The organism is Sphingomonas sp. BE138 (genome assembly GCF_031456125.1).
Lineage (GTDB): Bacteria > Pseudomonadota > Alphaproteobacteria > Sphingomonadales > Sphingomonadaceae > Sphingomonas.
Genome location: NZ_JAVDUC010000006.1, coordinates 122,023 through 137,212, shown reverse-complemented (window position 1 = coordinate 137,212; position 15,190 = coordinate 122,023). Strand labels below are relative to the sequence as shown.

Genomic DNA, 15,190 nt, shown 5'->3' with positions numbered 1-15,190 from the left:
CGCGCTCACCGCGCGGGTCGCCACAATTGCAGCCACGCGTTCCACGCCTGCCAGTTCGCCTCGACCGCGCGCCGCGACGCTTCCTGCGCCGCGACCAGCGCTGCGCCCGCGTCATACGCGTGCCGCCCGGCGTCCAGCGCGGTGCGCTGGGTTTCGAGCAACTGCTTCTGCCAGCCGATCGCGGCGTCGAACCAGTTGGTCATGCGCGTTCTCCGATCGCGGCGGCCAGTCCGGCGGCCCATTTGGTGATATCGCCCGCGCCCAGGCAGATCACCTGATCGCCGCTGCGCAGCTCGCCCGCCAGCGCGTCGGCCAGCGCCGGCGCATCGGCGATCACGCTCGCCTGCCGGTGTCCGCGATCCTGCAACCCCGCGACCAGCGCCTCCGCATCGACGCCCGGCACCGGCGCCTCGCCCGCGGCATAGACGGGCGTGACATAGACGAGGTCGGCGTCGTTGAACGCGCCGCGGAACTCCTCCATCAGATTGCCGAGCCGTGAGTAACGATGCGGCTGCACCACCGCGATGACGCGGCCCTGCGCACTCTCGCGCGCCGCCGCCAGCACCGCGCGGATCTCGACCGGATGGTGGCCGTAATCGTCGATGATCGTGGCGACGCCATTGCCCGTCGCCACCTCGCCGACCTTGGTGAAGCGCCGCTTGACCCCACTGAACCGCTCGAACCCGCGTGCGATCGTCGCATCGTCGATGCCCAGTTCCAGCGCGACGCCGATCGCGGCCAGCGCGTTCTGGACATTGTGCCGCCCCGGCATCGGCAGGTCGATTCCCTCGATCGACCGCACCGCGCCGTCGCGCGACCGGATCAGCGCCTCGAACCGGTTGCCGCCCGGATAGGGGGCGACGTTCACCCCGCGCACGTCCGCGGAGGCTGCGAAGCCATAGGTCACGATCCGCCGGTCGCGGACGCGCGGGATCAGCGCCTGCACCTCCGGATGATCGAGGCACAACAGCGCCGCGCCATAGAACGGCACGTTTTCGACGAACTCGACGTACGCGTCCTTGGCGCGCTCGAAGCTGCCGTAGTGATCCAGATGCTCGGGATCGATGTTGGTGACGACCGCGATCGTGCCGTCCAGCCGCAGGAAGCTGCCGTCGCTCTCGTCGGCCTCCACCACCATCCAGTCGCTCGCGCCCAGCCGCGCGTTCGAGCCGTAGCTGTTGATGATCCCGCCGTTGATGACGGTCGGATCGACCCCGCCCGCGTCCAGCAGCGCGGCGACCATCGAGGTCGTCGTCGTCTTGCCGTGCGTCCCCGCGACCGCGACCGTCGATTTCAGCCGCATCAGCTCGGCCAGCATCTCCGCCCGGCGGACGACCGGAATACGGTTGCGCAGCGCCGCCTCGACCTCCGGGTTGCCGCGCTTCACCGCGGTGGAGGTGACGACCACCGCCACGCCGTCGACGTTGGCGGCGTCATGCCCGATCGTCACCGCGATGCCGCGCGCGCGCAGCCCCTCGATCACATAGCCCTCGGCCACGTCGGAGCCCTGCACCCTGTAGCCCAGGTTGTGCATCACCTCGGCAATGCCCGACATGCCGATCCCGCCGATCCCGACGAAATGGATCGTCCCGATGTCGGTCGCGACGCCTTTCATGCGCCATACTCCATCATGCGAAGGCCTGCCTGGTCTGCGCCTTGCCGACCATTACCCGCGCCCGGGGGGCATCGAGGCTCTCGACCAGATCGGCCAGGTCGGTAACGGCGTGCGGCGCCCCGCACGACCGTGCGCGGGTGGCGGCATTGCCGAGGGCTTCGGGATCGAGTCCGAGTTTCTGCATCTGCTTGGCGAGTTCCGGCGGCGTGAAGGCCGATTGCGGGATGGTGCGCGCGCCGCCCGCGGCGGTGATCGCGCGCGCATTGGCGGTCTGGTGGTCGTCGGTCGCCGACGGCAGCGGCACCAGGATCGCGGGGCGCCCGGCGGCGGTCAGCTCGGCGATCGTCGAGGCGCCCGCGCGCGCGATCACGATATGCGACCAGCCGAGCTGCTCGGGCAGGTCGGGCAGGTACGTGGCGAGATCGGCGGCGATGTCGAGCTGCGCATATTTCTCGCGCACCGCGTCGATGTCCTCGATCCGCGCCTGATGCGTCACCTGCAGGCGGCGGCGGAACGCGACGGGCAACAAGGCGAGACCATCCGGCACCACCTGGCTCAGGATCGACGCGCCCTGGCTACCGCCGGTCACAAGTACGCGGAATATTCCGTCCTCTTCCGGCACCGGGAACGGTTTGGCGCGCAATGCCAGCACGCTTTCGCGCACCGGGTTGCCGACCAGATGCGCCTTGGCGCGGTGGCGCGGCTTCAGCCGCTCGGTCTCGGCATAGCTGGTCGCGATCGCATCCACCCGCCCCGCCACCAACCGGTTGACCCGCCCCAGCACCGCGTTCTGCTCGTGCACCGCGGTCGGGATGCCCGCCGCGAAGGCCGCGGAAAGTGCGGGAAACGCCGGATAACCGCCGAAACCGATCACCGCGGACGGCCGGAAGCTGCGATACAGTTCGCGCGCCATGCTGCGCCCCTGCACCATCAACCGCGCCGCCTTGGCCCAGCCGAGCGGCCCGCCCGCGAAGCGCCCGGCGGGAATGACATGCGTCTGGACGCCCTCGAACAGTCCCGGAAACCGCACGCCCCGCGCGTCGCTGACCAGCGCAACCCTGTGACCGCGCTTCATTAATTCGGCGGCGAGCGCCGCGGCCGGCACCATGTGCCCGCCCGTGCCGCCTGCGGCCAGCACATAATGGCGGGGGCGGAAATCGCGGACCTGCGTCATTCGGCGCTCCAGCGTTGCTGCGCGATATAGGGGCTGCGCAGCAGGAACGGATTGCGGCGCGTGAACGCCAGTAGCAACCCCATCCCCATCGACAGCGCGATCATCGACGATCCGCCATAGCTGATGAACGGCAGCGTCATGCCCTTCGACGGCGCCAGCCCGGTGTTCACCGCCATCGAGATCAGCGCCTGCGCACCGAACTGCACCGCCAACCCGGCGGCGGCGAGCAGCCGGAACGGGTCCTGTTCGTCCAGCAACTTCACGAACACCCGCACCACGATCGCCAGGAACGTCAGCGCGACGATCATGCACGCCAGCAACCCGAACTCCTCGCCGATCACCGAAAAGATATAGTCGGTATGCGCCTCGGGCAGCCCGAACTTGACCGTCCCAGCCCCCGGCCCGGTGCCGAACCAGCCGCCCGAGGTCAGCGTGTTGTGCGCGGCGTTGGTCTGGAAATGGTCGGCCGCACCCTCCCCCTCGACACCCGGAAACAGGAACGCGTCGATCCGCTTGCGCGCGGTGCTGTAGAAAAGGTACGCCGCCACCAGCGCGACCGGGATCATCGACAGGAAACCCAGGATCACGCGCGTCGGCGTGCCCGCGATGATGACCAGCGCCAGCCAGATCGTGCAAAAGATCACCGTCTGCCCGAAGTCGGGCTGCAGCATCAGCAGCACTGCGATCAACCCGGTCAGCGCGGCGGTGATCGCGGTCACCGGCAACTCCGCGTCGCGCGACTTGAACGACAGCAGCCATGCCACGGTCACGACGAAGAACGGCTTGAGGAACTCGGACGGCTGGAATTGCGCGAAGCCGAACCCGACCCAGCGCCGCGCGCCGTTCACGCTGACCCCGACGAACGGCACGAATACCATCAAGGCGACGCATACCGCCGCCCCGATCAGCGACATGCGCCGCGCCATCGTGAGCGGCAGCATCGACACGCCGAACAGCACCGGCAGCGACACCGCCACCCACATCGTCTGCCGCCAGAAATAATGCAGCGGCGCGAGATGCAGGTGCTCGCCCGAATAGCGCATCGCGCTGGCCGGCGACCCGGCCGCGACCGCGATCAGCCCGATCGCGATCAGGAACAGGGCGAGCAGCAGCAGCACGCGGTCGATGTCCCAGAACCAGGTGCCGAGCGGCGACGGATCGCCGCGACCGCCGCGGTTGCGCAGGCTGGTCGCGGCGCGCGCGCGCTCGTTCTTGGTCACGCTCATGCCAGGGCCTCCACCGCCGCGCGGAACGCCGCGCCGCGCGCCTCGAAGTCGCGGAACTGGTCGAACGAGGCCGCGGCGGGCGACAGCAGCACCACCTCGCCCCGCACCGCCTCCTGCGCGGCGAGCTTCACCGCGCGCTCCAGCGTCTCGACCTCGGCGACCGGCACCTGCCCGCGCAATACCTCGGCAAAGCGGGGCCCGCCCTCCCCGATCGTATAGGCGCGCACGACGTGGTCGAGATGCGCCACGCACGCGTTGAGATCGTCGCCCTTGACCTTCCCGCCCAGGATCCAGTGGATCCGCGGAAAGGCAGCGAGCGCCGGCGCGGCGCTTTCGGGATTGGTCGCCTTGCTGTCGTTGATCCATGCCACGCCGTTCAGCGTCGCGATGCGCTCCATGCGATGCGGCAGTCCGACGAACGTCTCCAGCGCGCGCTCGATAGTGGCGGCGTCGATGCCCAGCGCCTCGCAGACCGCGACCGCGGCCTTGGCGTTCTGTTCGTTGTGCGGCCCTTGCAGCGACGGCCAGCGCGCCGGGTCGCCGGGCAACGGCACGCCGTCGATGAAGCGGATGTTCAGGCCCTCCGGCGCGTCGTCCAGCACGCCATGCTCCGCCTCGGCCTCGTAATCGACGACCGCGAGATGCGCGCGCGACTGCATCGCGAACAACCGCGCCTTGCTGGCAGCGTACGCCCCGAACCCGTCGTAGCGGTCGAGATGGTCGGGCGTCACGTTCAGCAGCACCGCGACGTCGCAGTCGAGAGTCCGCGTCAGGTCGATCTGGTAGCTCGACAGTTCGAGCACATAGACCCCGCCCGCCGGCAACGGCTCCTGCGCGAGGATCGGCAGCCCGATGTTGCCGCCCATCTGCGCGGGCACGCCGGCGGTATCGAGGATGTGGTGGACCAGCGCGGTGGTCGTCGACTTGCCGTTGGTGCCGGTGATCCCGACGACCTTGTGCGCGGGCAGGTCGGCACGGGCCTGCGCGAACAGCTCGATGTCGCCGACGATGGGCACGTCCGCTGCGCGCGCTTTGGCGGCGAGCGGGTGCGTGTTGAGCGGAACACCGGGGGAAACGACGAGCGCGTCGACGGTGGCGAGGTCGAGCCCATCAAGGTCGGCAACCGTCAGGAGCCCTCTCCCCTCCGGGGATAGGGTCGGGTGAGGGGCAGGTGTCTCACCGAGATGGGTCTCTCCCGGGAGGGGAGAGGGAGTAATAAGCGCGTCGCGCTTCTCCGCGTCGCTGTCCCACGCCGTGACCCGCGCCCTGCCCGCGACAAGCGCACGCACCGTCGCGGCGCCCGAGCGTGCCAGCCCGAGCACCGCGAAATGCTTCCCCGCCCAGGCGCGCAGGGCGATCATCGCAGCTTCAACGTCGACAGTCCGGCCAACGCCAGCACCAGGCTGATGATCCAGAACCGGATCACCACCGTCGGCTCGCTCCAACCCAATTGCTCGAAATGATGGTGGATCGGCGCCATGCGGAAGATGCGCTTGCCGGTCCGCTTGTACCAGAACACCTGGATGATGACGGAGAGCGCCTCGACCACGAACAGCCCGCCGATGATTCCCAGCACGATCTCGTGATGCGCGACCACCGCGATCGTGCCCAGTGCGCCGCCCAGCGCCAGGCTGCCGGTATCGCCCATGAACACCGCCGCGGGCGGCGCATTATACCACAGGAACGCCAGCCCCCCGCCGATCACCGCACCGCAGAAGATCGCCAGCTCGCCCGCGCGCGGCACGTGCGGGATGCCGAGATAGTCGGCGAACTTCACGTTGCCCGCCAGATAGACGATCAGCATGAACGCGACGCTGGCGATGATGACCGGCATCGTCGCCAGCCCGTCCAGTCCGTCCGTCAGGTTCACCGCATTGCCGAACGCCACGATCGTGAACGCGGCGAAGACCGGATAGAAATAGCCGAGGTCGACGAAATAGCGGCTGGTGAACGGAAAATAGAGCCCGGAGCCGTTCTCCTGCATGACGATCCACGCCGCGACGCCCGCAATGCCGAACTCCAGCAGCAGACGGACGCGGCCCGACACCCCGGCGGTGCTCGCCTTGCGCACCTTGTCGTAGTCGTCGAGAAACCCGATCGCGCCGAACCCTAAAGTGACGAACAGGCACGCCCAGACGAACGGGTTGCTCAGGTCCATCCAGATCAGCACCGCCAGCACCAGGCTGGTGAGGATCATCAGCCCGCCCATCGTCGGGGTGCCGCGCTTGGCCAGGTGGGTCTGCGGCCCGTCGGCGCGGATCGGTTGCCCCTTGCCCTGTCGCACGCGCAGCCAGCCGATGAAGCGCGGTCCGATGATCAGGCCGATGAACAGCGCGGTCGCGACCGCCGCGCCCGCCCGAAACGTCTGATAGCGGATCAGGTTGAACCCGCCCGCGAAACCGAGTTGTTCGGCGATCCAGTACAGCAACTCAACTCATCCCGTTCGCAAGGCCGCTCACCAGCCGCGACAGGCCGACGCCGTTCGAACCCTTCACCAGCACCGCATCGCCGGGGCGGATCAGCGCACGCACGCGATCCAGCGCCTGGGCGGCAGCCGGCACATGGACGAAATCGACCCGCCCCTCAAGCGCCTCGGCCAGCGGCCGCATCGCCTCGCCGACCAGCACGGCCGTTTCGACGCGCGCCGCGATCACCGCATCGGCCAGACCGGCGTGGTATTCCGCCGATTGCTCGCCCAGCTCGCGCATTTCGCCCAGCACCGCCACGCGTCGCCCGGTCTCCTGGGCAAGCACCGCCAGCGTCGCGCGCATCGACGCGGGATTGGCGTTGTAGCTTTCGTCGATGACGATCGCCTTGCCGCCGCTGTCGCGGTCGCCCACGCCGACCTCGATCCGCGCCCCGCGTCCGGGCAGGCCGCCCATCTCGGCCAGCGCGAGGCCGGCGAGCGCCAGATCGGCGCCCACCGCATCCGCCACCGCCAGCACCGCCAGTGCGTTCGATACCCAGTGCCGTCCCGGCTGCGCGATCGTGAAGCTCAACGCCCGCCCGCCGACCTGCGCGTTGACGAAGCTGCCGCCGCCGCGCACCGTCATCGCGTCCGCGGCATTGACATCGGCCTCGCGGTTCAGTCCGAAAGTGACGATCCGCCCCGCATACGGCTTGGCCGCCGCGATCAACCGCTCGCGATGCGGGCTGTCATAGGGGACGATCGCGGTCCCGCCGTGCTCCAGCCCGCGAAAGATCTCGCCCTTGGCATCGGCGATCGCGCTTTCGTCGGGGAAGAATTCGGTATGGGCCGGCGCGATCGCGGTGATCAGCGCGACGTGCGGACGGACCAGCGTGGTCAGGTGCGCCAGTTCGCCGGGATGGTTCATGCCCATCTCCAGCACCGCGAAGTCGGTGTCGGCGGGCATCCGCGCGAGGCTGAGCGGCACGCCGGTGTGGTTGTTGTAGCTCTTGACCGAACGGTGCGCCTTGACGCCCGGCGCACGGTCGAGCGCGGCGAACAGCGCTTCCTTGGTCGAGGTCTTGCCGACCGAACCGGTCACCCCGATCACCTTGCCCGACACACGCGCGCGCGCCGCCCGCGCCAGATCCTCCAGCGCCGCGAACGTATCGCCGACCTGCACCGACGGACGCGGCGTCGCCTGGGACACGATCGCGCCGCTGCCGCCTTGCGCGAATGCCTGGTCGAGGAAGCGATGGCCGTCGGTATGCTCGCCGGTCAGCGCGACGAACAGGTCGCGCTCGCCGACCTCGCGCGAATCGAACGCGACGCCATCGACCGAAAAGTCGGCGGTGGCGGTGCCTCCCGTGGCGGCGGCGATCTCGGCGGCGGTCCAGAGCGTCATGTGCGCTCCATAGCAAAACCGTCATTCCCGCGAAGGCGCGAATTCAAAACCTTGGACGCTCGTGATTCTACCGGCGCGACCGACGCCAGGGGCAGCGCCATCACGCCGCCGCCTCGCGCGCCACCGCCACGTCGTCGAACGGCAGCACCAGCTCCCCGACGATCTGTCCCTGCTCGTGCCCCTTGCCCGCGATCAGCACGATGTCGCCGCGCCCCGCCTCGGCGACGGCGGCGCCGATCGCGGCGCGGCGGTCGCCGATCTCGCGCGCCCCCGGCGCCCCTTCGAGCAGCGCATGGCGGATCGTCGCCGGATCCTCGCCGCGCGGATTGTCGTCGGTGACGATCACGACGTCGGCGCTTGCCGCCGCGACCTGCCCCATCGGCACGCGCTTGCCCGCGTCGCGGTCGCCGCCCGCGCCCAGCACCAGGATCAACCGGCCCCCGCCCTCGCTACCCCCGTTCCCACTGCCCCCGGTTCCACTGCTCACGTGCGGGCGCAGCGCTGCGCAGGCGGCCTCGATCGCATCGGGGGTGTGCGCGTAATCGACATAGACGGGGGCGCCGCTCGCCGTGATCGCGGCGCGCTCCAGGCGTCCGCGCACCGGCTGCAACCGCGCGAGCCCCGCGATCGTCTGCGCGACGTCGCCGCCGGTCACGATCACCAGCCCGGCCGCGACCAACGCGTTCGCCGCCTGGTATCCGCCGATCAGCGGCAGGGTCACGCGGTGGTCGGCGCCCGCGGCGCGGATCGTCAGCCCCTGCCCCAGCAAGGTCGGCTCGCGCGCGACCAGCCGCAGGTCGTCGCCATGCTCGCCGACCGTGAACACGCGGTTGCCGCGCTCGCGCGCCAGATCGATCACGCGCTCCGAATTGGGATCGTCGACCCACACCACCGCGGTGCCGCTGTCGGCCAGCACCTGCGCGAACAGCCGCAGCTTGGCGGTGAAATACGCCGCCATGTCGCCGTGATAGTCGAGGTGATCGCGGCTGAGGTTGGTGAACGCCGCCGCGGCCACCGGCAATCCCTCGGTGCGGTACTGGCTCAGCCCATGGCTCGACGCCTCGAAGGCGACATGGGTGACCCCCTCGCGCGCCAGCCCCGCGACGTTCGACAGGAACGTCACCACGTCCGGCGTGGTCAACCCGGTCACGACCCGCTCGTCGGCGGTCGCGACGCCCAGCGTGCCGATCGACGCGGCGTGATGCCCCGCCATCCGCCACAGCTGCCGCGTCATTTCGACCGTGGAGGTCTTGCCGTTGGTGCCCGTCACCGCGACCGATGTCGCCGGGAACGGCGCGAAGAACCGCGCCGCCAGCCGCGCGAACGCCTCGCGCGGGTTGTGGTCGCGGATGTGCAGCGCGCCCGCGACCCGCGCCTCCGGCCGCGCGACGACCGCCACCGCGCCCGCCTCGATCGCGGCGGGGATGAAGTCCTCGCCGTTGACCCGCGCGCCCTCGAACGCGCCGAAGATCGTTCCGGGCGCCACCTTGCGGTGGTCGATCGCGAAGCCGGTGACCGGCTGATCGCCGCCTCCCTCCACCAGTTGCGACAGTTTCATGCCGCCATCCTCGATGCCGCCGGGATCATTGGCCGCCGCTCTTGGTCGCGCGGTCGGGATCCTCCCACAGGGTCGGCACGATATCCGACACGTCGATATCGCGATGGTCGTCGGGCACCACGCCCAGGATCGCCCCGACGCGCGAGATCGTGCGGCCCACCACCGGCGCGGCGTTCCAGGCGGCGGTCTTCCAGCCGAAGGTCTCCTTCGTCCCCAGCGGCGAGTCGAGCATCGCGACCACGACATAGCGCGGCGCGTCCATCGGGAACGCCGCGGCGAACGTCGCGACGTTGCGCGACCGGTCGTAGCCGCCTGCGACCGCCGCCTCGGCGGTGCCGGTCTTGCCGCCGACGCGGTATCCCGGCGCATCGCCCTTGCGACCGGTCCCGCGCAGCACGATCAGCCGCAGCATCTGCCGCATCCGCGCGCTCGTCGCCTCGCTGATCACGCGCCGTCCCGCGACCGCATGGCCCGGCTGCACCTTCATCAGGGTCGCCGGCCGCCACGTGCCGCCGTTGACCAGCGCGGCATAGGCGTTGGCGAGGTGCAGCGGCGTCACCGCGATGCCGTGGCCGTAGGCGGTGGTCATCGTCGTGGTCCGCGCCCAGAAGGTCGGCCACAGCGGCCGCCCCTTCTCGCGCACCTCGATGTCGGGACGGGTGTCGAAGCCGAGCTTGCGGAACATCGCCTGCATCCGCTGCGGCCCGACCTCGTCGGCGACGCGTGCAGTGGCGACGTTCGAGGAATAGATCAGCGTCTCGGCCATGTTGAGCCAGCGCTTCGGATCGCCGCGCTCGTCGTGGATCGTGAAGCGCCCGACCTGCAACGGATGCGTCGCGTCAAAGCGCCGCTCCATCGACGTCACGACGCCGTTGTCGATCGCTGCCGCCATCGTGATCGGCTTGAAGGTCGATCCCAGCTCGAACACGCTCTGCGTGGTGATGTTGCGCAGCTGCTCGCTGCCCGACATGCCGACGCGATTGGGGTTGAAGGTCGGCAGCGACACCATCGCGACCACTTCGCCGGTATGGACGTCCAGCACGATTCCGCCGCCGCCGCGCGCCGAGAAGGTCGTCATGGCGCGGCCCAGTTCGCTCTCCATCGCCGCCTGCACGCGCGTGTCGATCGACAGCTGCACTGGCTGCCCGATCGTAGCCGGATTGGTCAGCCGGTCGTCGAGCGCGCGCTCCATCCCGCTCATGCCGTGCCCGCCGCTGATGAAGCCCAGCACGTGCGACGCCATCGTCGATTGCGGATACAGCCGCTGCGTCTCGCGCTCGAACACGATGCCGGGCTCGCCGATCGCGTTCACCGCCTCGACCAGCGCGGGGCTCGCACGCCGGTTGAGATAGGTGAAGCTCACCGGCTTGGTGATCTGCGCATAGAACCACGCCTGGTCGCCGCGGTCGGGCATCAGGTCGGCCAGCTTCTGCGCGATCTGCGACGGATCGCCGAGCAGCTTCTTCGGATGGACGCCGATCGTCCAGGCGTCGATCGTCCGCGCCAGGGGCGCGCCGTTGCGGTCGACGATGTCGCCGCGCGGCACCGCCAGCGCCGTGGCCGGTCCGCGGTCGCCGCCTTCCAGGACGCCCAGCATCGCCAGCCGCCCGATCACGATCACCACACCCGCCGCGAAGAACAGCAGCAGGATCATCAGGCGCAGGTGTTGCGTCGCCAGCAATTGCTGGCGCTGGTCGCCCGAGCGGCCGGCGCGGAGCGGACGGGCGACCAAGGTCGTCACCGCAGGCGACTCCGCTCGGCGCGCGCACCGCTCAGCAGGTCGCCGAGCGTGTTCTCGCTCAGCAGCCCGCGGTCGAGCATCGCGACCTTGGCGGCCTTCACGGGCGCAGCGACCGCGCGCGCCGCGACCTTGGTGACGGTCACCGGCGCCGCGGCGGCGACCTGCACCGCGGCGACCTTCACGACCGTGGCGGGGGCGGCGGCGGGCGTGGCGGCGGCGGTCTGGACGGCGGGCGTGGCGACGACGGGCGCCGCGGGGACGATCAGCTGCGCGGTCTGCACCGCCACGTCGCGGCCCGGCACCGGCGCACCCGGCACCGGCGACAGCGCCGCCAGCGCGCGCTCGTCACGGACGAACTGCTGCGCGGTCGGCACGGTCAGCGCCAGCGTGCTGCCGTTCCATTGCTCCAGCTGCGCCAGGTTCGCGCGCACGTCGAATTCGGTCTCCAGCGCGCGGATGTCGCGCTCGGCGGCGACGATGCGGCGGTCGACCTGCTCCAGCTGCTTGCGCTCGGCCGCCACCTGCGAGGACACCAGATAGAAGCCGATCGCCACGACGGCGCAGCCGGTCAGCCACCCCAGCCCCTTCAACCTATATATCGCCGCCATCGTTACGCCTCCAAACGCCAAGGGGCCGCCCCGGTACGCCGGGCGGTACGAAGTGTGGCGGAGCGGGCGCGGGGGTTCGCGGCCAGCTCCGTGTCGCTCGCGCGGATCGCGCGGGCGGTGATCTCGAAGGTCGGGGCGCGCGTCGGCGCGCTGACCGGCATGTGGCGCGATCCGCCGGGCGCCGCGCCCGAGCGGTCGCGCAGGAAGCGCTTCACGATGCGATCCTCCAGCGAGTGAAAGGTCACGATCGCCAACCGCCCGCCCGGCTTCAGCACGCGCTCGGCCGCTTCCAGCCCACGCTCCAGCTCGTCCAGCTCGCCGTTGACGTGGATGCGCACCGCCTGGAACGCGCGGGTCGCCGGGTCCTTCTTGTCGTGGGGCCGGTGCCCCAACGCCTTGCGCACGACGGTTGCGAACTGCGCGGTCGTGGTCAGCGGGCGCGCCGCGACCACCGCGCGCGCGATCCGCCGCGACTTCGGCTCCTCGCCGTACTGGTAGAGGACGTCTGCGATCGCTTCCTCATCGGCTTCGTTCAGGAAGTCCGCCGCCGACATGCCGTCCTGGCTCATCCGCATGTCGAGCGGCCCGTCCGCCTGGAACGAAAAGCCGCGTGCCGCCTGGTCGAGCTGCATCGACGACACGCCGATGTCCATCGTCACCCCGTCGACCGGCACCGCGTCCAGCGCCTGCAACTCGACCGCCATCGTCGAGAAGGTGGCGGGGACGAGCGTCAGCGCCGCCTCTCCTTCCAGCGCGCGTCCGTTCGCGATCGCATCCGGATCGCGGTCGAACGCGATCACCGTCGCGCCGGTCGCCAGAATCGCGCGAGTATAGCCGCCCGCACCGAAGGTCGCATCGACATGGCGCTCGCCGGGGGCGGGGGCGAGCGCGTCGATGACCTCGGTCAGCAGGACCGGAATGTGCGGGGCGTCGAGGCTGCTCATGACAGGGCGATCCCCTTGTCCTCGCAGGTGAACTCCACATACTCCTTCAGGAACGGATCGATGCCCGGCGTCTCGACCAGGACGTGCGGCGCCCAGATCGTGATCCAGTTGAACGCCCCCAGGAACACCGCCGCGCCCTGGATCCGGGCATAGCGGCGCTCGAAGGTGGGCATGATAAAGCGGCCCGACCCGTCGAACGGCAGCGGCTCGGCGCCGCCGGCACGGTCGAGGATGTTGTAGTCGGTGCGCCCGCTGGTCGCGAACTGCGCGGCGTCCAGCGCCTCCAGCTTCGCCTTCCAGAACGGCACGAAGCCGGGATCGTAGGCGATCAGGCAGCGATGCTCGGGATGCGGCGCGATGATGACGGTGCCGCCGTCCTTGCCGTCCTCGCGCGGGGCGTTCTTCGCCAGCGTGGCGCGCAGGGTGTTCGGAATCGCGACGCGGCCCTTGTCGTCGACAAGACCAAGCCCCTTTCCCTGATAATCCACCCTGTCGACCACGCCCACCTCGCACCCGGAGCGCACGACCACCCTGTCCGACGCGCGGGCATCCCCGCACGCCGGCGTTGCTGCCAGCAAACAACAGTGGTCCTGCCCCCAATGTCGTTGAGCTTACGTATCAGGGTTAAACAGGGATGAGAAGGGATTTTCGGGGAAATCCGGGGATCAGCCCGGCGCATCCCTGAAAATGGCGGAAATGCGCGGCGGCGCGTGCGGTCGAGCGCCACGACCCACGCCCATGGCGGGTGGAATCACGTGCCCGCACCCCGGAATTTCCACGATCGGGCGCCGCTTCCCCGATTCTCCCCGATCGAAGCGGAGGCGCCGCAGGTGACCGCCATCGCTTTCGGGCTCCGGCCTCAACCATTCCGCAGAAGCGGCAATCCAGAGGTTATAGCGAGAAACCCAGCTACCCCGTTCGTGCTGAGCCTGTCGAAGCACGTGCCCCAAGCGGATCGTCTGGTACGCACACTTCGGCAAGCTCAGTGCGAACGGTTGAGGAATCACACTAAAAGCCTTGGCATTTCAGTGATTGCGCGAACCGGCGCGGCATGCGGTCTCGGGTGACCGGTCGCGACAGACCGGCCGTTATCTCCAGCCAAAGCACCTACAGCGCACCGCCGCTCGCGGCGGGATCGGGGGCCGGCTGTTGCTGCGCCGGCGGCGAAGGCGCGGCCTGCGGCGTCGGGGCAGCGCCCGGCGTCACGCCCATTTCGGCCAGCGGCTCGTTGGTCGGCGCCGCGCCGGGGGCGGAGGCGGGCGCGCTCATGTTGGCGACCAGTTCGGGTTGCGCCGCACCGGCGACGTTCACCGCCTGCTGCTTGTTGACCGACGAGAAGATCGCGCTCGCCAGCCCGATCAGCAGCACGACCGCCGCCAGCCCGATCATGCCGACGCGCACGCGCTGCCGCATCTGTTCCGCCTGCTGCCGTGCGACAGCGGCCTTGTCTTGGGGAGGCGCCTTCATCGGTCGCGCATTTCTAACCGATGGTCGCGCTGCTGTCGATCAATTCGTTAACGCGGCCCCGCGCACCAGCCCCTTCGCCGCCAGCCACGCGGGATCGTAGAGGGTGGAGAGATAGCGGAAACCGGTGTCGCACAGGATGGTCGCGATCCGCTTGCCCGGTCCCAGATGCCGCGCCAGCCGCACCGCGCCCGCGACGTTGATCCCCGACGACAGCCCCAGGCACAGCCCTTCCTCGCGCAGCAGCCGGTCGGTCCAGTCGAGTCCTTCCTGGTCGGCGATGCGGAACTGCGTGTCGACCGGCGCGCCCTCCAGGTTGGCGGTGATCCGCCCCTGCCCGATCCCCTCGGCGACCGACGAACCCTCCGCGCGCAACTCGCCGCACGCATAATATTCGTACAGCGCGGCGCCATGCGGGTCGCTCAGCGCGATGCACACATCCGGATCGTGCGCCTTCAGCCCCAGCCCGACGCCCGCGAACGTGCCGCCGGTGCCGACCGCGCAGGTGAAGCCGTCGATCCGCCCGTCCATCTGCGACCAGATCTCCTCGGCGGTGCCGGCGATGTGCGCGCGGCGATTGGCGATATTGTCGAACTGGTTGGCCCAGATCGCGCCCGGCGTCTCCTCGGCGATCCGCCGCGACGTGTGCACGAAATGGCACGGCGACGAATAGGGTGCGGCCGGCACCGTCACCAGTTCGGCGCCCAGCGCGCGCAGCGTGTCCATCTTCTCCTTGGACTGGGTATCGGGCATCACGATGATCGTGCGATAGCCCTTGGCGTTGGCGACCAGCGCCAGCCCGATACCGGTATTACCCGCCGTCCCTTCGACGATCGTGCCGCCGGGTTGCAGCACTCCGCGCTCCTCGGCGTCGTTGACGATATACAGCGCGGCGCGATCCTTCACGCTCGCCCCCGGATTGGCGAACTCGCACTTGCCGAAGATGTCGCACCCGGTCGCCTCGCTCGGCCCCTTGAGCCGGACGAGCGGGGTGTTGCCGATCAGGGACAGCGTGTCGGTGGTGGTAAGCATGGCGCGTAGATGCGGG

General features: G+C 69.9%; 14 protein-coding genes. All 14 read right to left on the bottom strand.

Features of this window, described 5'->3' with window-relative positions; genetic code table 11:
* Window positions 1-5 precede the first annotated feature (5 nt).
* The 14 genes from J2Y58_RS10020 to J2Y58_RS09955 all read right to left on the bottom strand — a co-directional run bounded on the left by J2Y58_RS10020 (window position 6) and on the right by J2Y58_RS09955 (window position 15,174).
* Window positions 6-203, bottom strand: a complete 198-nt coding sequence (locus tag J2Y58_RS10020) for a hypothetical protein (RefSeq protein WP_310102336.1) — start codon at window positions 201-203, stop codon at window positions 6-8.
* Window positions 200-1,615: a UDP-N-acetylmuramate--L-alanine ligase gene (murC, locus tag J2Y58_RS10015; protein WP_310102334.1), complete on the bottom strand. Its 1,416-nt coding sequence runs from the start codon at window positions 1,613-1,615 to the stop codon at window positions 200-202. Before murC ends, J2Y58_RS10020 begins: the two co-directional genes overlap by 4 nt.
* Window positions 1,616-1,628: 13 nt before the next feature.
* Entirely contained in the window at window positions 1,629-2,789 is a 1,161-nt protein-coding gene (gene murG, locus J2Y58_RS10010; RefSeq protein WP_310102332.1) for an undecaprenyldiphospho-muramoylpentapeptide beta-N-acetylglucosaminyltransferase, read from the bottom strand.
* Window positions 2,786-4,015, bottom strand: coding sequence for a putative peptidoglycan glycosyltransferase FtsW (locus J2Y58_RS10005; protein ID WP_310102330.1), 1,230 nt, complete (start codon window positions 4,013-4,015; stop codon window positions 2,786-2,788). Before J2Y58_RS10005 ends, murG begins: the two co-directional genes overlap by 4 nt.
* Window positions 4,012-5,376 carry a UDP-N-acetylmuramoyl-L-alanine--D-glutamate ligase gene (gene murD / locus J2Y58_RS10000; protein ID WP_310102328.1) on the bottom strand — a complete coding sequence of 455 codons (1,365 nt, stop codon included), beginning with the start codon at window positions 5,374-5,376 and terminating at the stop codon, window positions 4,012-4,014. Before murD ends, J2Y58_RS10005 begins: the two co-directional genes overlap by 4 nt.
* Window positions 5,373-6,443 (bottom strand): phospho-N-acetylmuramoyl-pentapeptide-transferase, encoded by a 1,071-nt coding sequence (mraY, locus tag J2Y58_RS09995; protein WP_310102326.1) that lies wholly within the window; start codon window positions 6,441-6,443, stop codon window positions 5,373-5,375. The genes murD and mraY overlap by 4 nt, the downstream gene beginning before the upstream one ends.
* A gap of 1 nt (window position 6,444) precedes the next feature.
* On the bottom strand, window positions 6,445-7,827 hold the full coding sequence (murF, locus tag J2Y58_RS09990; protein WP_310102324.1) for a UDP-N-acetylmuramoyl-tripeptide--D-alanyl-D-alanine ligase: 1,383 nt from the start codon (window positions 7,825-7,827) through the stop codon (window positions 6,445-6,447).
* A gap of 100 nt (window positions 7,828-7,927) precedes the next feature.
* The gene (locus tag J2Y58_RS09985) at window positions 7,928-9,385 is read right to left on the bottom strand and encodes a UDP-N-acetylmuramoyl-L-alanyl-D-glutamate--2,6-diaminopimelate ligase (RefSeq protein WP_310102322.1); all 1,458 of its coding nucleotides are present in this window, start codon (window positions 9,383-9,385) and stop codon (window positions 7,928-7,930) included.
* Between the two features lie 25 nt (window positions 9,386-9,410).
* A complete protein-coding gene (locus J2Y58_RS09980) occupies window positions 9,411-11,126 on the bottom strand; it encodes a penicillin-binding protein 2 (RefSeq protein ID WP_310102321.1) in 1,716 nt (571 codons plus the stop codon).
* Window positions 11,123-11,734, bottom strand: coding sequence for a hypothetical protein (locus tag J2Y58_RS09975; protein ID WP_310102319.1), 612 nt, complete (start codon window positions 11,732-11,734; stop codon window positions 11,123-11,125). The genes J2Y58_RS09980 and J2Y58_RS09975 overlap by 4 nt, the downstream gene beginning before the upstream one ends.
* A 2-nt stretch (window positions 11,735-11,736) precedes the next feature.
* Window positions 11,737-12,678: a 16S rRNA (cytosine(1402)-N(4))-methyltransferase RsmH gene (gene rsmH, locus J2Y58_RS09970; RefSeq protein ID WP_310102317.1), complete on the bottom strand. Its 942-nt coding sequence runs from the start codon at window positions 12,676-12,678 to the stop codon at window positions 11,737-11,739.
* Window positions 12,675-13,178, bottom strand: coding sequence for a division/cell wall cluster transcriptional repressor MraZ (locus J2Y58_RS09965; RefSeq protein ID WP_310102314.1), 504 nt, complete (start codon window positions 13,176-13,178; stop codon window positions 12,675-12,677). The genes rsmH and J2Y58_RS09965 overlap by 4 nt, the downstream gene beginning before the upstream one ends.
* A 607-nt stretch (window positions 13,179-13,785) precedes the next feature.
* A complete protein-coding gene (locus J2Y58_RS09960; RefSeq protein ID WP_310102312.1) occupies window positions 13,786-14,145 on the bottom strand; it encodes a hypothetical protein in 360 nt (119 codons plus the stop codon).
* A 39-nt stretch (window positions 14,146-14,184) separates the two neighbouring features.
* Entirely contained in the window at window positions 14,185-15,174 is a 990-nt protein-coding gene (locus J2Y58_RS09955) for a cysteine synthase A (protein WP_310102506.1), read from the bottom strand.
* Between the last annotated feature and the right edge of the window lie 16 nt (window positions 15,175-15,190).